Below are 20,488 nucleotides of genomic sequence, written 5' to 3' on the forward strand. Positions count from 1 at the left end.
CTTCGTCGACGACGGTGGCGGGGGCGGGCTCACCCGGCGGGGACGGCCACGCTGGTGCGCCAGCCGTCGCCGCTGAGCTCGGCACGCACCCGCCGCGTGCCGGTCGTCCCGGCCGCGCCGGGCGTCACCTCGAAGGCGACCGTGGCGCGTTCGCCGTCGTGGACCGGCCGCGTACGGTGGCTGTCCGGGGTCGCGCTCCACCCCTTGGGCAGGTCGAGCCTGAGCGTGCCGGCCGGGACCGTCCGGCCGGCGGCGGTGACGGTGATCTCGACGGTGAACGCCCGGCCCGCCTCGGTCTCCGACTCCGGGGGCCGGGTGAGCGCCATCCGCACCTGCGAGGTGACCTCGTAGCGCTGCCCGGCCCGCGCCCGCAGGGTCACGAGGTCCCCCTCGCGCTGGACGTCGACCGGGCGACCCGTCGTCACCTCCCGCACCGCGAACAGGCCCCGGAAGATCTCGCCGCGCACCCGCAGCGGCCCCGAGCGCCCCGCGCGCAGCACGGCGCTGACCGTCGCGCCGTCCCGCCACGCGAGGTCCACCGTGACGTCGCCGCGGGCGCGCAGGCCGCTGACCGAGCCGGTGGACCACCGTCCGGGCAGGGCGGGCAGCAGCCACACCGCGTCGCCGTGGCTCTGGAGCAGCATCTCGGCGACGCCGGCCGTGGCGCCGAAGTTCCCGTCGATCTGGAACGGCGGGTGGGTGTCCCACAGGTTGGGCAGGGTGCTGTGGCGCAGCTGCTCCGCCAGCATGGTGTGCGCGTGGTCGCCGTCCAGCAGCCGGGCCCAGAAGTTGATCTTCCACGCCTTGCTCCAGCCGGTGCCGCCGTCGCCGCGCGCGGTCAGGGAGACCCGGGCCGCCTCGGTGTGCTCCGCGTCCCGCCCGGGAACGATCTGCCGGCCCGGGTGGAGTGCGAACAGGTGCGAGACGTGCCGGTGGTCGTTCTCCGGGTCGTCCCAGTCCTCCTTCCACTCCTGGAGCTGTCCGAAGGAGCCGACGCGCAGGCCCGGGTCCAGCCGGGCCAGGGTCTCGCGCAGCTCGTCGACGAAGGGACCCTCGTCGCCGAGCGTGGTGGCGGCGGCAGCGGTGTTGGTCAGCAGGTCCCACACGATCTGCTGGGAGATCGACGCGCCCGCGGAGAAGTCGCCGTGCTCGGGGGAGTAGCTCGGCGAGACGACCAGCAGCCCGTCCCTCGGGTCGGTGACCAGCTCGTCGATCCAGAACCGCGACAGCGCGCGCATCATCGGGTACGCGCGCTCCCGCAGGAAGCGCTCGTCCCCGTTGAACAGGTAGTGCTCGTAGAAGTGCTGGGCCAGCCAGGCGCCCGCCTCCGGCATCCAGAACGCGGTGGGCCAGTCGTGCACGCCGGTGAAGCCGAACGGGGTGGTCTCGTTGTGCACCGCCCAGCCCCGGTTGCCGAACATCTCCCGCGCGGTGACCTCGCCGGGTGGCGCGAGGGACTCCACGTAGTCCAGCAGCGGCTCGACGGTCTCGGCGAGGTTGGTGGTCTCGGCCGGCCAGTAGTTCATCTGGAGGTTGATGTTGACGTGGTAGTCGGCGCTCCACGGCGGGGCGGTGGAGTCGTTCCACACGCCCTGGAGGTTGGCCGGCAGCGAGCCGGGGCGGGAGGAGGCGATCAGCAGGTACCGGCCGTACTGGAAGGACAGGACCTCCAACGCGCGGCACGCCGCCGCGTCGGCGTGTCCGTCCTGGTAGGCGGCGAGCAGCTCGTCGGTGGGCAGGCCCGGGTCCCGCTGCCCGAGGTCGATTCCGACCCGGTCGAACAGCGCCCGGTGGTCGGCCGTGTGGGCCGCCAGCAGCCGGTCGAAGCCCCGCCCGGCCGCCCGGGTCACCCGCGCGGTGACCGCGCCGTGCGGGTCCACGCCCGTGCGGTAGGTGGGGTACAGCGGGGCGTAGTCGGTGCCGGCGGCCAGGACGAGCGTCACCGCGTCGGCGTCGGTCACGGTGACCGACCCGTCCGCGTGGTCGGTGCGGCTGCCGCCCTCGTGGATCACCTGGAGTTGCGCCTCGTAGCGCATGCCGTTGTCGTCGAGCGCGCCGGCCAGGGTGATCCGCCCGCCGCGCGCGGTCACGCGCCGGCTGCGGTTGTCCTCGGTGGTGAGGGAGACGGTGCAGCCGATCCGGCCGGGACGGTCGGCGGCCAGACGGGTGACGGCGACGCCGTCCGGGGCGGAGACGAAGTGCGCGCGCTCGTGGGTCACCCCGTCCGCGGTGTAGCACACACCCGCCACGGCCTGGCCGATGTCGAGCCAGCGGCGGTAGTCGCCCACGCCCGTGGGCGGCCGCGTCAGCTCGACCCAGACGTCGCCGAAGGGCTGGTAGGCGCCGTAGTGCGTCTTGGGCTGGCCGAGCTTCCCGGCGACCCACTCGGGGTCGGCCCGCAGCTCGTCCTCGATCCGCCGCTGGACCTCCTCGACGGCGCCGGGCCTGGGAGAGGCCCAGTTCCCGAAGTCGTAGCCCTCGGCGCCGGGGCCGCCGGTCCACAGGGTCTTCTCGTTGAACCGCAGCCGTTCCCTGGCGACGCCGCCGAAGACGCCGACCCCGAGCGCGCCGTTGCCGATGGGCAGGGACCGCGACTCCCAGTCGTCCGCCGGCTCGTCGTACCACAGGGTCGGCCCCGGCTCCGGCCCAGGCTCCGGCGCGCCGCCCGACGACGCCTCGCCGCTCGCCGTCCCGGCCGTCACGGACGCCAGGCCGAACGCGGCGGCGCCCGTCGCCCCCGCCACGAACACGCGCCGAGGGACGCCCTCCCCGGTCGCCTTCCCGGTCCCCTGTCCGGTCGTCGTCTCGGTCTTCTCAGTCGCCACGGGGCTCTCCTCTCGGCACGCGCGCGGGCCCGCCCGCGACGCCACGGCACGGCCGGTGCCGTTCGACGGTCATCCGCGCAGTCCTCCGCTGATCATGTCCAGTCGCCAGTAGCGCTGGAGGAAGAGGAGGAGCGCGATGAGGGGAAGGATGGAGACGGCGGTGCCGGTGATGGCGACGCCGTAGAGCGAGGGCTCGCCCGAGCCCTTGGACAGGACCGTGTAGAGGCCGAGGTTGATCGGGTAGCGGCTCTCGTCGGACAGCATGATGAAGGGCAGGAGGAGGTTGTTCCAGGCTCCGACGAACTGGAGCATGAAGATGGTGACCATGCCGGGGAACATCATCGGCAGCCCGATGGTGGTGAAGATCCGCAGCTCGCCGGCTCCGTCGATGCGGGCCGACTCGATGATGGCGGCGGGCACCGAGGCGTCGGCGTAGATGCGGGCGAGGTAGATCGCGAACGGCGAGATGAGTCCGGGCAGGAGCACCGACCAGTGGCTGCCGACCATGCCGATCTCGGACATGAGGAGGTACTGCGGGATCGCCAGCGTCATGCCGGGCAGCAGCACGCCGGCCAGGATCACGTAGAACAGCGCGTCGCGTCCGGGGAAGGCGTAGCGGGAGAACGCGTAGCCGGCCGCGGTGGAGACGAGGGTGCACAGGAGTGATCCGACGCCGGCGTAGAGCAGGCTGTTGAGTGCCCACTGCCCGTACAGGCCGTCGTTGTGCGCGAACAGCTCCCGCAGGTTGTCCAGCAGGCTGGTGCCGGGCTGGAAGGTGAAGGTGGAGAACAGCTCCGCGCGCGACTTGGTGGCGGCGACGACGATCCAGGCGACGGGCACCAGGCAGTAGAAGGCGCCCAGGAGAAGGAGCGCGGTGGGGAGGATCTTCGCGCGCTGGTGGGCCTGCCGCGCGGTGCGCCGGTCCTCGGGCCGCGCGTGGCGCGTCGGCGTCGCCGGGCGCGCGGCGCCGTGCCCGGCCCCCGGCGCGGTCGTGGGTGTCGTCACTGGAAGCCTCCGAACGCGCGGCGCTGGGCGACCCTGAGGACCAGGAGGGAGACCAGGAACGTCCCGACGGCCAGGACCACGGAGCCGGCCGCGGCCAGGGGCAGGTCGTCCTGGATGAAGCCGCTGCGGTAGATGTGCATCAGCGGCACCCAGGTCTGGGAGATCTCGTTGGTCATCGGCTTGAGCGTGGTGGGTTCGCCGTAGACCTGGAGCGTGCCGACGAGGGAGAACAGGCCGGTGAGGATGAGGGCGGGGACGACGAGGGGGACCTTGATCCGCCAGGCCAGCTGCCACTCGGTGCAGCCGTCGATGCGTGCGGCGTCGTAGACCTCCGCGGGGATGGAGCGCAGGGAGGTGTAGATGATGAGCATGTTGAACCCGACGCCGCCCCAGATCGCGATGTTGGCCAGGGAGGGGTAGATGTTCGCCCCCTCCAGGAAGGGGATCGCGTCCAGGCCGACCCGTTCGGTGAGGTAGCTGATGGGGCTGGTGGAGGGCAGATACATGAAGCCCCACAGCAGGGAGGCGATGACGCCGGGGACCGCGTAGGGCAGGAAGATCGCCGCCCTCGACAGGCGCCGCGCCCTCGCGCCCGCGTGGTCGAGCAGGAGCGCGAAGACCAGGGCGAGGCCGAGGGTGAGCGGGACGGCGAGCGCGCCGTAGGCGGCCAGCCGCTGGAAGCCGGCCCAGAACTCACCGTCCGTCAGGGTCTCGCGGTAGTTCGCGAGGCCGACGAACACCTCCTCCCGGCTGCCGAAGAGGCTGCCCTCGGAGACCCGCATGCCCCGCACGCTCAGGTAGAGCGCGTAGGCCACCGGGATCGCGAGGAAGGCGGCGAAGAGGACGAGCGCCGGGGCGACGAGGACGTAGGGGGCCAGGGAGCGGGGTGTGCGCCGGGCCGCGCGGCTCCCCGGCGGGCTGCTGGCCCGCTGGGTGACATCTCCTGCCATGACTACCTTCGTGCTGGAGGGCTGGAGCGGTGGAGGACGGGAGTGGGGGACGGGAGGGGTACGGAGCGGGGATGCGGCAGCGGTGGCGGGGCGGGGGTGCCCGGGGAGCCGCCCGTCAGTTGGTGACCTCGAACCCGTCGTCCCGCATGTCGTCGACCACGGAGCTCTGGGTCTCCCGCAGCGCGTCCGGAAGGGTCCCCTCGCCACGCAGGGCCTTGGAGGAGGCGTCCCGGAACTCCGACTGCGCGAGGTTGACGTTCGGACCCCACTGGACGTTGGGCAGGGTGCTGCTCGCGGCGCCGCCCGCGACCTCCCAGTAGTCCTCCTGCCCGCCCGCGAGCGGGGGCGGCGGCTGCTCGCTGGTCATCTCCTGGCCCGCGAGCGTCGCCGGGTACTCGCCGGCGGCGATCTGGAGTTCGAGGGCGGGCTCGGAGGTGTTCATCCAGGTGATGAACTCCACCGCCGCCTCGACCTCCCGGTCGTTGGTGACGGACAGGGCCGAGCCGCCCTGGAACGGCACCCGGCCCGGACCGTCGGCCTCCCAGTGCGGCAGCGGCGCGATGGCCCAGTCCCCGGCCTGCTCCTCCGCGATGCCGTGGATGACGCCCGGGCCCCACACGCCGGTGGGCCAGGAGAGGATCTCGCCGCGGTTGACCTGGGCGTTCCACTCGGGGGTGAGGAGCGGAGCGCCCTGGACCAGGTCGTCGTCGAGCAGGCCCTGCCAGTACTCGGCGACCTCCAGCGAGGACTCGTCGGCGATGCCGACGGTCCACTCGCCGTTCTCGACCTCCCACCACTGACCGCCCGCCTGCTGGGACATGCCGGCGAAGCCGCCGAACTCCTCGGAGGAGAGGGTCATCAGGTACGTGTCGGGGTCCTTGTCCCGCACCTCGGCGGCGACCTCGGCGAACTCCTCCCACGTGGTGGGGACCTCGATCCCCAGCTCCTCGAACCGGGCGCGGTTGTAGAGGAAGACCATGGGGCCGATGTCGATCGGGACGCCGTAGACGTGGCCGTCGAAGCTCGACAGGTTCCAGGTGGCCGGGCTGAACTGCTCCTGGAGCCCCTCGGCGTGGTCGTCGATCTCGACGAGGGTGTCCGACACGATCAGCGACGGGATCGTCTGGTACTCCACGCAGGCGACGTCCGGCGCGTTGCCGGCGCGGCTGGCCGTGAGCAGCCTGGTGGCCGTGTCGGTGCCGCCACCCACGTCGGTGTGGTTGACCTGGATGTCGTCGTGGGTGGCGTTGAACTCCTCCAGCTTCGTCGTCTCGCCCCAACACCAGTAGTCGAGGGTGACGACGCCGCCGTCGTCACCGCCGTCGTCGCCGCCACCGCCACAGGAGGCGAGGAGAGCCATCGCGCCCGTCAGCGCGCCCAGGCGTCCAAGGATGCGTCTGCGCATACGTGTGCTCCGTCCCACGAACTCCGTACCGAGAGGGAACCTGACCCTGGCTCACCGCGACCCCGGTTGATTGTGGCGCACAACCTACTCCCGTGGAATGACGAGTGTCTATGGTTGGTAACGAGCGAATTTGTGGGAGAAATTAGGGCAAATGGCGGCGCCAGTGAGGGGTGAGACCTTCGCATCGAACCTAAGTGAACACATGTTCGAACCTGAGGCTGCCGATGTTCGCGCTCGTCCGCGCGTCACGGACCGTCGCCGTCAACGGCCGCCGGGTGCGGCGGCGTTCGACCCCTCGGGCGCCCGTGTCCCGCCGCTCGCGAGCGAGCGTCGTGGTCGGAGCCGTCGGGCGCCGGCGGTCGAGGCGTGACGGCCGGTGCCGCGTCGGCTGCGCGAACTCCCGTACCCTTTCACTGAATTCCTGCCAGTGCCGTCGCATTCGCCACCGAAAGCCCTTAGCATGAGCGGCATGGTCGCAGTTCTCTATGATTTCGACGGCTTACTCGTCGACAGCGAAACGGCAGGTCTCGTCTCCTGGCGCGACATATACGAGGAGTTCGGCCACGAACTCGACATCGCCTGGTGGCTCGCCGAGTTGTCCGCGGGGCGCGGGCCGTGCATGCCCCGGGAGCAGCTCGCGGAGGCGGTGGGTGCGGCGATCGACTGGGAGGAGGTCGAGGCACGCCGCCTGCGGCGCCGCGACGAGCTGCTCGTTCTCCGGCCGGGCGCCGCGGATCACCTGGACGCCTGCGAACGGCTGGGCGTGCGCAAGGCGATCGTCTCCAACGCGCCCGACTGGTGGATCACCGAACGGTTGTCGGCCTGCGGTATCGACATCGCGCGATTCGACGCCGTCATGACGAAATCCGCCGGACTGGCGAAGAAACCGGCCCCCGACTCCTATCTCGCCGTGCTTGAGGAATTGGGTGTTCCGGCGGATTCCGCGGTGGCGTTCGAGGACAGTCCCATCGGTGTCAGGGCCGCCCAGGCGGCGGGAGTGGCGTGCGTCGCCATTCCGAATTTCGTCACCGCCAATTTCGACCTGGGGGAGGCGGACCTGGTGCTGCCCGCGTTGCACTCCCGCCCGCTGGAGGAGGTGCTCGACGCGCTCCGGCCCGCATGGCGGTCGGAGCCGTCACGGCAGCAGCACCAGACGGCCCGTCACGCCGGCCCGCAGCGCCGCCAGGGCCTCGTTGACCTGGGCCAGCGGGAACTCGGAGGCGATCACCGCTCGTAGGGTCCCGGCAGCGGCCATCTCCACCGCCTCGTGCGCCTCCGCGAGCGTCGCCCCCACCGAGCCGAGCACCCTCGCCTCCCGGGTGACCAGCGCGGCGACGTCGACGCTCGCGGGGGCCTCGGTGTAGCCGACGAGCACGACGCGCCCCCGCGGACGGAGCATCGCCACCGCCTGTCCCGGCGACGCCGCGTTGCCGACCGTGTCGACGACGGCGTCGCAGCCGTGGCCCCCGGTGGCCGCGAGCACCGCGTCGGTGGGGTCCACCTCGCCGGGGTCCACCGCCGCCACCGCGCCCAGCCGCAACGCCGCCTCCCGGCTGTCCTTCCGCGGGTCCACGACCGTCACCTCCGAGCCCGCGGCCACGGCGACCTGGACGCACGCCAGCCCCACCCCCCCGACGCCGACGACCGTCACGCGCTCCCCCGCGCGCAGGTCGGCCACCGCGCGCACGACGTGCACGGCGGTCGTCCCCGAGCAGCCCAGGACGGCGGCCTCCGCGAACCCCAGGGACGCCGGCAACGGCACGGCGCAGCGCGCGGGGACGGCGACGTACTCGGCGAAGCCGCCGTCGGCGTCGAAGCCCCACTTCGCCCGCTGCGTCCGGCAGAGGTTCTCCAGCCCCGTCCGACACCAGCGGCACCCGCCGCAGCCGTCGTAGTAGTAGACGAGCACCCGCTCGCCCGTGCCGACCACCTCGCCCGCGATCTCGTGGCCGAGGACGAGCGGCAGCGGCGGGTCGGCCGGCACGCCCTCGATCAGGTGCAGGTCGGTGTGGCACACGCCGGCCGCGCGCACCCGCACCAGCAGTTCTCCCGGACCGGGCCGCGGGACCGGCCGGGTCTCGATCCGCAGCGGCTTCCGTGGCGCGGGCAGCACCGCGGCCCGCATCACGGACGGTCCCTCACGCGTCGCCACGTCATCTGCCGCCACGTCGTGCGTCGCCACGTCGTGCGTCGTCGCGTCAGGCATCGGCGTCCCCCGGCCAGCGGGTGTCGAGGTTCCACGCGGCGTCGAAGACGTCCACCTGGTGCTGGACGCTGCGCAGGTAGAGCAGCTTCATGCGGGCCCGCCCGGCGTCGTCGGTGCGCGCCGCCTCGGACTCCATCATCTGGGAGTGCATGCTCGCCATCTTGTGCACGGCGCGGTGCACGTAGATGTCGGCCCACTTCTGGTAGGCGAGCGGGCCGTTGATGCGCACGTTCCTGAAGCGCTCGCCGATCACCTCGGTGAACATCGCGCAGGGCAGCAGTGCGGACGCGATGTCCCCGATGGTGCCCTCCAGGGCGGTCCGCACCAGGTGGTTGGCGTAGGCCTCACGCGCGGGGATGTACGCGCCGGCGTCGATCCGCAACGGCGTGTCGACGCCGAGCTCCGCGAGCAGCTTCTGCTTCTCCTCGATCTCGTTGAGCACCCACACGTCGTCGAGCACGGTGGTGGCGGCCTTGGTCCAGGCCGAGCCGGCTGGCGCCTTGGAGACGCCGATGGCCAGCGAGCGGTGCAGGTCCACGATGTAGGGGGCGTCGTTGACCTGGAAGGAGACGAACTTCTCGACGGGCAGCTCACCCGCCGCCATGGCCTCGATCCACGGGTGGTGGCGGTAGGCGTCCCAGACGGCGGCGGCGTTGCGACGACACTCCTCTACGAACGAGCCCATCAGTGATCCCTTCTCTCGGGTCGTTCTCGTCTTCTCTGTCGGTCGTTCTCGTGCTCTGTCGGCCCCGGTTGTCAGGGTCGGGTCGGTGCGTCGGGGGTGGGGGTGGCGCGGGCGGCCGCAGCGAGCAGAGCGCGACGGGAGAGCACGCGCACCAGGTGGCGGCGGTAGTTCGCGGTCGCGAGGACGTCGTCGGCCGTGGTGACCTGGTCGGCCGTCGCCTCGGCCGCCTCGGCCGCGCTCCGCTCGTCGACGGGCCGCCCGACGAGCACGTCGGCCACGCTCGTGAGTTCGGAGCCGTCGTGCCCGCGGACGAACGGCGCCAGCCGTACGCCACGGCACCGGCGGTCGGGGCCGAGGGTCAGACGCACGGCGACGCCGCCGAGGTGCGCGCCCACCTCGCGGCGACCGGCGCGCAGGAAGGCCCAGCCCTCTCCCGGGGCGCACCCGGGGAACCGCGCCTCGGTGACGAGTTCGCGGTGCAGCCGTGCGCGGCCACCGAACAGGTCTCGGGCGGCCAGGACGCGCCGCCGCTCGCGAGGCCCGCAGACGGTGAGAGTGACGTCGAGGAGGGAGCAGACGGGCGCGAGTTGGAGAGCGGGGTCTGCCTGGGTGAGCAGGCCGACGAGCGTGCCGCGGGCGCGTGTGGACGGAGTTCCGACCGTGGCGAGGGCGGCGGCGAGCATCCGGTGCGCGGGGTCCTCGCCGGCGGTGGTCAGCGCGTCGGCCTGCCGGACCATCGCGCCGGCGGTGAGAAGGGGGGTGCCGCCCTCCTCCCGCCGGAGTTCGGACATGCCGGGCAGGGCCGATATGTCGATGACGAGGTCGGACCGCCGTGTGCGCGCGGTCAGCGCCGGCACCAGGCTCAGGCCCCCCGCGAGAATGGCTGGATCGGAGCCGTCTTCGAGCGCGGTGAGCGCGTCGGGGATGTCGCGTGCGCGATGGTAGGAGAATGTCGCAGCGTGCACTGGGCAACTCCCGGAATGGTGGGTTGCGACGGGATTCCCTGAACCTGGTCACGACGGTCTGGGCAGGTTCCAGGGAGCCTCGGAGCCGAGGGCATACGTGAACTGGGTCCTGCGGGTTTCCGGTCTGCCGCTACGTCTTCGCGTTCACCGACGGCTCCTCCCGGGGTCTGACGGCATCCTGGGGAAGACGGCGTTCCAGGGTGTGGATTCCGAGAGTCGCCACCGCTGTGAGGAGGCCGAGGACCAGCCAGGGAAGGGTCCGGTCGACGCCGTGCAACGTCGTGAAGAATACGGGTGCGACAATACTTGCAAAGGTGAATCCGTACTGAAAGACAGCCAGATATCGGCCGCGGGTGTCCTCGGGAGCCGCGTCCGCCGCGAGGGCGTTGGAGATGGGAGCGTGAACGACCTCGGCCACCGCGTAGAAGAGGATGACCACGAACAGGTAGGGCACGAGCAGGCCCGCCGGCAGCTGCGTCGCGAGCGCGAAGCCCAGGCACCACACCACCCACGCGGCTCCCGCCAGGACCATGGCACGCACCCGGGAGAGGGGCTTCACCAGGCGGACCGCGAGGCCCTGTCCCGTCGCCAGCAGCACGGTGTTGGCGGCGAGGAGGGGGCCGACGAGCCAGTCGGGCGCCGGCAGGCCGTCCACCAGGTAGACGGGCAGGGCCACGCCGAGCCACACGCTGCACAGGCACAGCACGAAGTTGGAGACGATCAGCGCCTGGTAGGGGCGGTCCCGCAGCAGCGAGCCGTAGCCACCACGGCTCCCCTTCTCCTTCCTCGCCGTCCCCTTCTCGGCGTCCGTCCGCCCTCGGCTCGCCGGCACCCGCAGGAGCACCAGGGACGACAGCAGGAACGTGGCCGCGTTGGCCAGTGCGACCGCCTGGTACGCGGTCGAGGACTCGGCGATCAGCAGCGATCCCGTCAGCAGTGCCCCGAGGCCCGTGGCGGCGGCCTGGACCATCCCGAACAGCGCGAACCTCTCGTCCTTCCCGCCGTCTGGCCGGTCCCGCTCGGTGGGGAGCGCCGCCACCACGGTGAAGATCGAGGCCCAGAAGGTGCGCTGGCCGGCCGCGACGAGCATGACGACCAGGAGGATCGACAGGCGGTCGTCCGCCCAGAGGTAGAGGGAGTATCCGACCGCCTGCATGACCTGCGCGGCGATCACCACGTTGCGTGGGGAGAAGCGGTCGACGAGGGCTCCGACCAGGAGGGGCAACGGGAGCGTGACGAGCGCCGCGGTGCTGGCGAGGACGCCCACCGTACCCAGGGATAAGTCGGTTACACGTGTGAAGTAAAGCAAAGCGATGGGCGTGAAAAGTCCACTGCCCAGCATGTCGATGGCGAGCGCGAACAGCAGTGGCAGCATTCCTCGCGTGCGGGTTAAAGCATGCTTCAGAGTCATCGTACCCGCCGTGGTGAGATGTGCTTCCTCAAGAGGTCAGTTGATAACGGTAGCATGCCATCATCTCGCCTACAAGACCGCGTTGAGAGACTGTCGTCATTGCGCAAACGCGGTTCGCCGCGTCTTTATCCTTGACAGTCAAAGACTACGCGCTTAGCGTGAATCGGCGGTTGTGAGTGGGGGCGGTCTGTCGTCCCGAAACCGAGAATCATCGCCCGACAAGTTCGAATACACGGCCTCATCATCTCCCTGATGAACAGGGGTTGCGCATGGCTTCTCGTGAAGGCTTGTTACCCGTCGCGTGCACCGTGGACGGATTCAACTATTCCGGTTCAGTGCCCGCCAGGATGACGCTCGCCGAGTTTCTGACACTGCGTGGCCGCCCGGTGAACACCGGCTGTGGCACCGGCCAGTGTGGCAACTGCCTGGTGCGCCTGGACGGCGACGTGGTCAGGTCCTGCCTGGTGCTGGCCGTCCAGTGCGCCGGCGCCTCCGTCACCACCGCCGCCGGACCAGAGGAGGCCACGGCGGCGGCACGCGAGTGGATGCGTGCCTGCTCCGCCCTCCAGTGCGGCTTCTGCTCCCCCTCGTTCGTCACCACCCTCGCCGGGCTGTGGCCCGGGCGGCGCGCCGCCACCCCCCACACCGGGGAGAGCGCGCCGGAGGAGCCCGGGGACGTGCGGCGGCGCATCAGCGAGTCGCTGTGCCGCTGCACCGGCTACACCGGACTGGCCCGGGCCGCCGCGGGGGTGAGCACGGGCACGTTGGCACCCGCCCCGCCCGAGGGGGCCGTGGGCCGCGCCGAGGACGTGCGACTCCTGGCGGGGCGCGGCGCCTTCCTGTCCGGACTGAACCCGCCCGGCCTGCTGTGGGCGCGGGTGGTGCGCAGCACGCACCCGCACGCCGCGCTGCTGTCCGTCGAGACCAAGCAGGCCCTCGCCGTCCCCGGCGTGGTCGCCGTGTTCACCGCCACCGACCTCCCCGACGGCCTGCGCCGGCTCCACCCCGACCTCGGCCTGCCCGGCCCGTCCGAACCGCTGCTGGCCGCCGGCGTGGTCAGGTACGTGGGGCAGCCGGTCGCCCTCGTCCTCGCGAGCGGCGCGGCCGAGGCCGAGGACGGCGCCGAGGCGGTGACCGTCACCTACGATCCGCTGCCCGTGCTCGACGAACCCGGGTCGGACGCCGGGCCGTCACCGCGGGACGCGGAGCGCTGGCTGCCTCCGGAGTACCAGGACGTCAGCCCGGAGCCAGGCACCCCCGCCCCGGAGCCGGCCGTCACGCTGACGCGCGAGTTCCGCATCGCCCGGCAGACCGGCATGCCCATGGAACCCCGCGGCCTGCTGGCGCGGTGGGACGACACCTCCGGCGAGCTGACCGTGCACGGTTTCACCAAGCACCCCCGGGCCAACGCCGCGGCGGTGGCCCGGGCGTTGGGCCTTCGGCCGTCCCGGGTCCGCACCCCGCACCTGGACGTGGGCGGGTCGTTCGGCGTCAAGGGCGAGCTGTACCCGGAGGACCTGCTGGTGCCCTGGGCGGCCGTCCACCTCGGCCAGCCGGTGAAGTGGCTGGAGGATCGGCCCGAGCACCTGGTGGCCGCCAACCACTCCCGGGGCCAGACCTGGCGGGTGACGATGAGCGCTGACCGCACCGGCGCGCTGCTGGGCGCCGAGGTGAGCGTCGTGCAGGACGCCGGCGCGTACGTCCGCCCGCTGACCACCCTGGTGCCCCGGCTGGCCACCGCCATGTTCCCCGGCCCCTACCGGCTGCCGCGGTACCACGCCGAGGCGCGCACGGTGCTGACCAGCCGGACCCCCGTGGGCACGGTCCGCGCGCCCGGCCGCCTGGAGGCCAACTTCGTGCGGGAGCGGATGCTGGACATGCTCGCCGGGGCGCTGGACATCCCCCCGGCCGAGCTGCGCCGCCGCAACCTGCTCACCGGGGCGGACATGCCCCACGACGCGGGCACGATCAACGAGGGCCCCGTGCACTACGACACCGGCGACTTCCGACGCGCCTTCGACGACGCGCTCGCCCGCGCCGCCCAGACCGTCCCCACGGGCGGGGACGGCGGCGACGAGGGGGACGGCGACGGGCTGCGGCGTGGCTGGGCCGTGGTTCCGTTCGTGGAGAAGGCCGGGCTCGGCGGCCCGGAGACCGCCGTCGCGACGCTGTTACCCGACGGCCGGATCCGCGTCGACACCGCCGCCGCCCCCTCGGGCCAGGGCCACGAGACCACGCTCGCGGCGGTCGCCGCCGAGGTGCTCGCGGTGCCGCGGGACCGCGTGACGGTCCGCTTCGCCGAGGGGGAGGAGCCGGCCGCGGGCATCGGCACGTTCGCCAGTCGCTCCCTCACCCACACCGGCAACGCGGTGCACCGGGCGGCCCGGGCGCTGCGCGAGGCCGTGGTGGCGCGCGCCGCCGGGACCGAGACGGCCCCAACGGGCTGGCAGCTGGCGTACGGGCAGGTCAGGGACGCGGTGGGCCGGACCGTGACGACCCTGGCCCGGCTGGCGGCCACCGCGGGCCGGCCCCTGCGGGGGCGGGGTGACTACGACTCCGACGCGCACACCTACCCGTACGGGGCCGTGACGTGCGCGGTCGCCGTCGACCCCGAACTGTTCACGGTGCGTGTGGAACGGCTCGCGATCTCCTGCGACGCCGGGCGCGTCATCGACGAGGACGTCGTGCGCGGTCAGCTGATCGGCGGTCTCGTCCAGGGGGTGGGCGGGGCGCTGTGGGAGGAACTTCCCCACGCCGCCGACGGCACTCCGCTGGCACGCGACCTGGACGGCTACCTGGTGCCGACGGCGGCGGACGTGCCGGACGTGACGGTGAGGCTCCTGCCTCCCGCGCCACCCCGCCCCGGCCGCAGCCCCGACAACCCCCTGGGAGCCCGGGGCATCGGCGAGGCCGGCACGGCCGCCGCGGCCGCCGCCGTCGCCTCGGCGATCGGCGCCGCGCTGCCGGACCTCACGCACCACCTGACCGAGCTGCCCATGACCCCTGCCCGCCTCCTGGCCGCACAGTCCGCCGCGACCGCGGATTCCACCACGACCGCGGATTCCACCACGACCGCGGAGTCCGCAGCGGCCGCCGGGGCCGCCGGGGCCGCCGTGTCCGCCACCCGCACCCGTCCGTGAACGAGGGAGAGACCGTGACCACCAGCGTGTCCACCACCGACTCCGGTGTCGAACCCGTCCCCGAGCCGGCCCCCGTCGTCGTCCCCACGATGTCGCCCCCCGCCTTCGCCACCTTCGAGGACGCCTACCTGGCGCAGCTGCGCGAGACCTTCGACCGGCCCGAGTACCGCAACGCCCCGCGCGGGGCGAAGAGCTCCGAGCGGCTGGGGATCGCGTTCCGTGTGCGGGACCCGGTGCAGCGCCACGTGTCGCTGCGGTCGCGCCGCACGAACCTGGTGTTCAACTTCGCCGAGGCGCTGTGGTACCTCTCCGGATCCGACCGGCTGGACCAGATCGGCTACTACGCCCCCAGCATCGCCCGCTACTCCGCCGACGGTCAGCGCCTGGCCGGCACGGCGTACGGGCCGCGGATCTTCAACCACCTCGGCAGCGGCCTCGACCAGTGGTCCAGCGTCCTCGAGACCCTGGCCGGGGACACCGACAGCAAGCGGGCGGTCATCCAGATCTTCGACCCCCACGAGCTGCGCGTACCCGGCAACATCGACGTGGCCTGCACCCTGGCCCTGCAGTTCATGATCCGCGACGACGGGCTGTGCGGCGTCGGCTTCATGCGCGCGAACGACGCGTTCCGCGGCATCGTCAGCGACGTCTTCTCCTTCACCCTCCTGCTGGAGCTGATGGCACGCCAACTCGACGTGCCCGTGGCCGCCTACCACCACCACGTCGGCTCCCTCCACGTCTACGACACCGACCGCGCCTGGGCCGGCGAGGTGATCGCCGAGGCGGGCGCGCGCACCGAGCCGCCGTCGCGCTTCCCCGCCATGCCGGCGGGCGACAACTGGCCGCACGTCCACGAGGTGCTCGCCTGGGAGCGCCGGCTGCGGGAGAACTCCGCCCGGCTCTCCGCCGCCGACCTCGCCGCCCTGGACCTGCCGCCCTACTGGCGGCACGTCGTCGGCCTGTTCGAGGTCTACCGCCAGATCAAGCACCGCACGGACCGCGACGCCAGGGTCGTCGACGCGCTGCCGGACACCTTCCGCACCGCCCTCGTCTCCCGCTGGCCCGCTCTGGCCGGCTGACCCCCCTACGGACCCGTTTCCCCAGCCGCTCCGTCCCGGGGCTGTTGGACGACCACCCCACGAGTGAGGACCACATCGCCATGACCACCACGTCCACGACCACCCCCGCCAGTGTCTTCGTCGGAGGCCCCTTCTTCCGCCTGGTGGACCCGGCCACCGGCCTGATGCCCCAGGAGGAACAGGACAAGATCACCCGCATCATCGAACACTTCGAGAAGGGCGGCTCGACCGTCTACAACGCGCACCGGCGCGAGGCCTGGGGCGCCGAGTTCCTGAGCGCACCCGAGTGCACCCATCTGGACTACACCGAGATATCCCAGTCCGACCTCTTCGTCGCCTTCCCCGGCGTGCCGGTCTCGCCCGGCACGCACGTCGAGATCGGCTGGGCGAGCGCCCTGGGCAAGCCGATGGTGCTGTTCCTGGAGAAGGACGAGAAGCACACCTTCCTCGTCACGGGGCTGGAGACGGTCGCCAACGTCGAGTACGTCTGGTTCTCCAGCGTCGACGACATCTTCCGTCAGCTGCCGGACGCCGTGCAGCGCGTGATGAGCCGGAAGGGCCCCGCCGTCAGGCCGGACGCGCCGTGACCACAGGGACGGACGGGGACGCCGCCGCCGTGCCGGTCTGCCTGACCATCGGCTCCAGCGACTCCGGCGGCGGCGCCGGTATCCAGGGCGACGTCAAGGCGTACGCCGCGGTGGGCTGTTACGCCGCGACCGTCGTCGTCGGCGTCACGGCCCAGAACACGACGGGCATCAGCGACCGGTGGGCGGTGCCGGTTCCCATGGTCCTGGAGCAACTACGCGCGGTCCTGGAGGACTTCCCGGTCGCCGCCGCGAAGATCGGCACCACCTGGAGCGTCGAACTGCTCGAAGCGCTCGCACCTCCCCTGCGGGAGATGACGGCCGGCGGCACGCCGCTGGTCGTCGACCCGGTGATGGTGACGGCGGCCGGCTCGTGGCTCTCGGACAGCGGTCGGATCAGGGACTCGGTCATCGAGACGCTGTTCCCCCTCGCCACCGCCCTCACGCCCAACAGGCGCGAGGCGGAGCTGCTGGTCGGCGCCGCCCCCGGCACCACCTCGCGCGAGGAGCTGGCCGAGGCCCTGGTGGGCCTCGGCGCTCGGGCCGTGGTGATCACTGCGGGGACCGACGAGTCGGGTGACTGGTTCCACGACGGCCGGCGGCACACCCACATCCCCGGCCCGCGTCACGCGACCGGCGCCGAGCACGGCGCGGGCTGCGCCCACTCCTCGCTCCTCGCCGGCCTGCTGGCGCAGGGTTGGCCGCTGCTGGACGCCGCCGTCGAGGCTCACCGGCGGGCCGCGCGCAGTGTGCGCGGCGGCCACCTCGGCATCGGTCGCGCCGTCCACCCCGTCGACGCGCTGGGCCTGGCCGCCCACGCGGCGGCCCCGGCGGTACCCGACCACGGATGGACGACCGAAGGAGACGGCGGACGGGTGAGCGAACGGACGACGGAGGCGAGCCATGGCTGACCTGATCAGTGTCATCGTGCCGACGAGGGACCGGCCCACGGAGCTGGGGGCGGCGCTGGACAGCGTCGCCGCCCAGGACTGGCCCGACCTGGAGGTCATCGTCGTCAACGACGGCGGGGCCCCGCTGGAGCCGGTGGTGGCCGAGCACCGACGGTCGATGGACCTGCGGCTGCTGACCCTCACCGAGCCGCGCGGCGTGGCCGCCGCACGCAACGCCGCGTTCCCACGGGCACGCGGCGCGTACCTCGCGTTCCTCGACGACGACGACGTCTACCTCCCCGGGCACCTGAGCGCCGCGATGGAGGTGCTCGCCGGCGGCGCCGACGCCGTGTACGCCACGGCGGTCGTCAGCGACCGGCGCGTGGAGCGGGGGAGCGCCCGGGACGGCGACGGGCCGGAGTCGACCGCGCCCCACGCCTTCGACTTCCCCTTCGATCCCGACTTCCTCCGGGTGCTCAACGTCGTCCCGCCGACCAGCCTGGTGCTGAGAGCCTCCCCGGCCGTCCGGTTCGACCCCGACCTGCGCACCCACGAGGACTGGGACCTGTGGCTGCGCCTGGCCCGGGACCACGGCTACCGCTTCGAGCACCTCGACCGCCCCGGGGTCGTCTACCACCGGCTGCCCGCCCACGCGACCGCCCCCGACCCGGTGGCGGCCGGGACCCGGGCACTCACGATGTTCCACCAGGGATACCAGCGGATGCTCGCGCGGTGGGCGGTGCCGCCGGGGTCCCCGGCGGAGCTGTACCGGCGACACGTGCTGCGGACGTACGAGCTGGCGTTCGCCCGGTACGCCACGGGCCGGACGCTGGACAGCTACTGGTACGAGCGGCTCGTGCGGACGCTGTACGAGCGGTACACGAGGGGGGAGCGGCCGGAGGACCTGACACCGGAGCTCTCCGGGCTGCTGGAGGGGGCGCCCCGTGCGTGAGGACGAGGCACGGAAGGTCTACTCCCGGATGGCGCTGCTGCCGTTCTTCGCCGTCTTCATGCGCCCCACCGCGCTGTTCGACTGGAGCACGGACGAGGGTGAGCTGCTGATGCGCGAGCACCTGCGCTGGCAGCTGGCCCTGGAGGACGAGGGCAGGCTGCTGGCCGCCGGCCCGCTGAACTACGGAGAACCGCCCACCGAGGACGATCCGATCGTCAACGCGGGCAGCATGTTCATCCTCGCCGCCCGCTCGCGCGAGGAGGCCGAGGACATCGTCGCGCAGGACCCGTTCGTCCTCCGCGGCTGGCGTACCCACGCGATCCGCACCTGGCTGCTCAACGAGGGCGTGGCGCGCGAGGCGGCCCGGCCGGTGTCCGAGCGCTTCGGCAACCCCTTCCAGCCGCAGCCCCGCCCCCCCACGGGCGCGGCCGGGACGGGCGGGGCGGGCGCCAGATGAGAAGCCTCTACCTCACCGAGTACTGGCCCTGGCCGACCACCACCGGTGGCCGGCTGCGGGCCGCCGCGACCGTGCGGGCGCTCGCCGCCCTCGGCTCCGTGGACGTCGTCCACACCGACCGGGGCTGGCGCCACCCGGTGCCCGACGAGCCCAGTCCGCTGATGACGGAGTCCGTCTCCCTGCTGGCCGACGGGCACGCGGCCGACCGGGGCCACGACTACCCGGTCGAGCTGACCGAGATCGTCGGCGCCTACGACGCGGGGCTGCGCGGCTGGCTGCGCGACCGCGCGTACGACGTGGTGTGGTGCAACCGCATCAGCACCTGGATCCACCTGCGCGGACAGGCGCCGTTCCCCTGCGTCGTCGACATCGACGACCTCCAGGACCGGCTCGCCCACGGAGAGGACGCGTCGCGGCGCTGGAGACGGCTCCACCGGGCCGCGGCCGCCGAGGCGGACTGGCTCGTGGTCTGCAGCGACCTGGACCACGGCCGTCTGGGCGCGGCCAACAGCAGCGTCGTGCCCAACGTCTACCTCGGCGACGACCGGTCACCGGGAGGGCCGCCCGACGCGAAGGGGAGCGGCGAGCCGCCCCCCGACGAGCCGGGACCGGTCATCCTGCTCCAGGGGCTGTTCATCTACCCACCCAACGTGGACGCGGCCGAGCGTCTGGTCGGCGAGATCCTGCCCCGCGTGCAGCGGGAGTTCCCCACGGCCCGGGTGTGGCTGGTGGGGCTGGACTTCGGCACCCTCGACCGCCTCGCGCGTGAGGACGTGCGCGTCTTCGGCCTCGTCCCCGACGTCCGCCCGTACGTGCGCGCGGCGGACGTGGTGGCGGTCCCGCTGCGGCGGGGAAGCGGCACCCGGCTGAAGCTGCTGGAGTCCTTCGCCCTGGGAACGCCGGTGGTGAGCAGCACCCTGGGCGCCGAGGGCCTGGCCGCCCGTCACGACGAGCACCTGCTGATCGCCGACGAACCCGACGCGTTCGCCGAGGCCGTCGCCACCGTCCTGCGCAGCCCCGCGTCGCGTGACCGGCTGACGGCGAACGCCCGCGCCCTGGTGCGCGGGGACTACGGCTGGACGACGCTCGTGTCGAGCGTGGAGCACGCGGTCGGGCGGGCGCGTGAGGCCTTCGGGCGGCGGGGCGCGTAGGGGACAAGGAAGGACCGCCGTGGCCGAACGTCTCCTGGAACGTCCCACCTTCATCCTGTCCTCGGTGCGGTCAGGCTCCACCCTGCTGAGGGCCCTGGTCAACGCGCACTCCCAGCTGTGCTCGCCGCCCGAGCTGCACCTCGCCGCGATCAGGCTCGCCGAGCTGCGGTACGGGGCTCGGCGATCCATGGAAGCGGTCGGCCTGAGCGCGTCGGACCTCGAGAACCTGCTGTGGGACAGAGTCCTCCACCTCCACCTGGAACGCTCCGGAAAGAGGTACGTCGTCGACAAGACCCCCCAGAACGTCCTCGTGTGGCGCAGGATCAGAGCGTGCTGGCCGGACGCGCGGTTCGTCGTCCTGCTCCGCGACCCACGGGACATCGCCGTCTCCTGGTACCGGGCCGAACAGCGCTCCGGATTCCGGGACCCGGACACCTGGACCCTCGACGAGGCGGTCAAGGACGTGGTGCGGTACCTGGAGCCCCTGGAGGAGGCGCGGCACAGCCTCGACGCCCTCACCGTCCGGTACGAGGAGCTCACCGGGGAGCCCGAGTCGACCATGAGGTCGGTCTGCGCGTTCCTCGACGTCGCGTGGGAACCGCGGATGCTGCACTACGGGGACGGCGGGCCCGGCTCGTTCCTCCCCGGGCTGGGCGACTGGGGCGCCCGGATCGAGTCGGGGAGGATCCTGCCGCGCCGGACGCACAGCTGGGGGGAGTCGGCACCGCCGGAGTCCCTGCGCCACTACGCGGCCCTCTGGGGGTACGCGTGAGCCCTCCCTCA

The 20,488-nt window shown here is 72.6% G+C and carries 17 protein-coding genes; 9 read left to right on the forward strand and 8 right to left on the reverse strand.

From position 1 onward, the window contains the following. Nucleotides 1–29: 29 nt before the first annotated feature. From ACTWP5_RS07635 to ACTWP5_RS07650, 4 genes are all read right to left on the reverse strand, one after another. Nucleotides 30–2,750 (reverse strand): glycosyl hydrolase family 95 catalytic domain-containing protein, encoded by a 2,721-nt coding sequence (locus ACTWP5_RS07635; protein ID WP_443220207.1) that lies wholly within the window; start codon nt 2,748–2,750, stop codon nt 30–32. 144 nt (nt 2,751–2,894) lie between these two features. Continuing rightward, the gene (locus tag ACTWP5_RS07640; protein ID WP_443220001.1) at nt 2,895–3,830 is read right to left on the reverse strand and encodes a carbohydrate ABC transporter permease; all 936 of its coding nucleotides are present in this window, start codon (nt 3,828–3,830) and stop codon (nt 2,895–2,897) included. Beyond that, nucleotides 3,827–4,780, reverse strand: coding sequence for a carbohydrate ABC transporter permease (locus ACTWP5_RS07645; RefSeq protein ID WP_443220002.1), 954 nt, complete (start codon nt 4,778–4,780; stop codon nt 3,827–3,829). The genes ACTWP5_RS07640 and ACTWP5_RS07645 overlap by 4 nt, the downstream gene beginning before the upstream one ends. Nucleotides 4,781–4,895: 115 nt before the next feature. Further along, entirely contained in the window at nt 4,896–6,185 is a 1,290-nt protein-coding gene (locus ACTWP5_RS07650; protein WP_443220003.1) for an ABC transporter substrate-binding protein, read from the reverse strand. Nucleotides 6,186–6,654: 469 nt separating this feature from the next. Here ACTWP5_RS07650 and ACTWP5_RS07655 point away from each other — a divergent pair, with 469 nt between their 5' ends. Further along, nucleotides 6,655–7,422 carry an HAD family hydrolase gene (locus ACTWP5_RS07655; protein ID WP_443220004.1) on the forward strand — a complete coding sequence of 256 codons (768 nt, stop codon included), beginning with the start codon at nt 6,655–6,657 and terminating at the stop codon, nt 7,420–7,422. On the opposite strand, the gene ACTWP5_RS07660 is transcribed toward ACTWP5_RS07655, so the two are convergent. The 4 genes from ACTWP5_RS07660 to ACTWP5_RS07675 all read right to left on the reverse strand — a co-directional run bounded on the left by ACTWP5_RS07660 (nt 7,321) and on the right by ACTWP5_RS07675 (nt 11,452). Next, nucleotides 7,321–8,391, reverse strand: coding sequence for an alcohol dehydrogenase catalytic domain-containing protein (locus ACTWP5_RS07660; protein ID WP_443220005.1), 1,071 nt, complete (start codon nt 8,389–8,391; stop codon nt 7,321–7,323). The genes ACTWP5_RS07655 and ACTWP5_RS07660 overlap by 102 nt on opposite strands. Next, nucleotides 8,384–9,076 carry a TenA family protein gene (locus tag ACTWP5_RS07665; protein WP_443220006.1) on the reverse strand — a complete coding sequence of 231 codons (693 nt, stop codon included), beginning with the start codon at nt 9,074–9,076 and terminating at the stop codon, nt 8,384–8,386. The genes ACTWP5_RS07660 and ACTWP5_RS07665 overlap by 8 nt, the downstream gene beginning before the upstream one ends. Before the next feature lie 71 nt (nt 9,077–9,147). Beyond that, nucleotides 9,148–10,041, reverse strand: coding sequence for an FAD binding domain-containing protein (locus ACTWP5_RS07670; RefSeq protein ID WP_443220007.1), 894 nt, complete (start codon nt 10,039–10,041; stop codon nt 9,148–9,150). Nucleotides 10,042–10,171: 130 nt separating this feature from the next. After that, nucleotides 10,172–11,452: an MFS transporter gene (locus ACTWP5_RS07675; RefSeq protein ID WP_443220008.1), complete on the reverse strand. Its 1,281-nt coding sequence runs from the start codon at nt 11,450–11,452 to the stop codon at nt 10,172–10,174. Nucleotides 11,453–11,721: 269 nt separating this feature from the next. On the opposite strand from ACTWP5_RS07675, the gene ACTWP5_RS07680 reads away from it, so the two are divergent. From ACTWP5_RS07680 to ACTWP5_RS07715, 8 genes are all read left to right on the forward strand, one after another. Then, nucleotides 11,722–14,592 carry a molybdopterin-dependent oxidoreductase gene (locus ACTWP5_RS07680; protein ID WP_443220009.1) on the forward strand — a complete coding sequence of 957 codons (2,871 nt, stop codon included), beginning with the start codon at nt 11,722–11,724 and terminating at the stop codon, nt 14,590–14,592. A gap of 14 nt (nt 14,593–14,606) precedes the next feature. After that, nucleotides 14,607–15,671, forward strand: a complete 1,065-nt coding sequence (locus tag ACTWP5_RS07685) for a thymidylate synthase (protein ID WP_443220010.1) — start codon at nt 14,607–14,609, stop codon at nt 15,669–15,671. An 80-nt stretch (nt 15,672–15,751) separates the two neighbouring features. Further along, nucleotides 15,752–16,258: a nucleoside 2-deoxyribosyltransferase gene (locus tag ACTWP5_RS07690; protein WP_443220011.1), complete on the forward strand. Its 507-nt coding sequence runs from the start codon at nt 15,752–15,754 to the stop codon at nt 16,256–16,258. Continuing rightward, nucleotides 16,255–17,166: a bifunctional hydroxymethylpyrimidine kinase/phosphomethylpyrimidine kinase gene (gene thiD, locus ACTWP5_RS07695; RefSeq protein WP_443220012.1), complete on the forward strand. Its 912-nt coding sequence runs from the start codon at nt 16,255–16,257 to the stop codon at nt 17,164–17,166. Before ACTWP5_RS07690 ends, thiD begins: the two co-directional genes overlap by 4 nt. After that, a complete protein-coding gene (locus ACTWP5_RS07700) occupies nt 17,159–18,097 on the forward strand; it encodes a glycosyltransferase family 2 protein (protein ID WP_443220013.1) in 939 nt (312 codons plus the stop codon). The genes thiD and ACTWP5_RS07700 overlap by 8 nt, the downstream gene beginning before the upstream one ends. Continuing rightward, a complete protein-coding gene (locus ACTWP5_RS07705; protein WP_443220014.1) occupies nt 18,090–18,554 on the forward strand; it encodes a YciI family protein in 465 nt (154 codons plus the stop codon). Before ACTWP5_RS07700 ends, ACTWP5_RS07705 begins: the two co-directional genes overlap by 8 nt. After that, nucleotides 18,551–19,705 carry a glycosyltransferase family 4 protein gene (locus ACTWP5_RS07710; RefSeq protein WP_443220015.1) on the forward strand — a complete coding sequence of 385 codons (1,155 nt, stop codon included), beginning with the start codon at nt 18,551–18,553 and terminating at the stop codon, nt 19,703–19,705. Before ACTWP5_RS07705 ends, ACTWP5_RS07710 begins: the two co-directional genes overlap by 4 nt. 19 nt (nt 19,706–19,724) lie before the next feature. Further along, on the forward strand, nt 19,725–20,477 hold the full coding sequence (locus ACTWP5_RS07715; RefSeq protein ID WP_443220016.1) for a sulfotransferase family protein: 753 nt from the start codon (nt 19,725–19,727) through the stop codon (nt 20,475–20,477). The last annotated feature ends 11 nt before the right edge of the window (nt 20,478–20,488 follow it).

The sequence above is a fragment of the Streptomyces sp. 4N509B genome, from assembly GCF_052245655.1.
GTDB lineage: Bacteria > Actinomycetota > Actinomycetes > Streptomycetales > Streptomycetaceae > Streptomyces.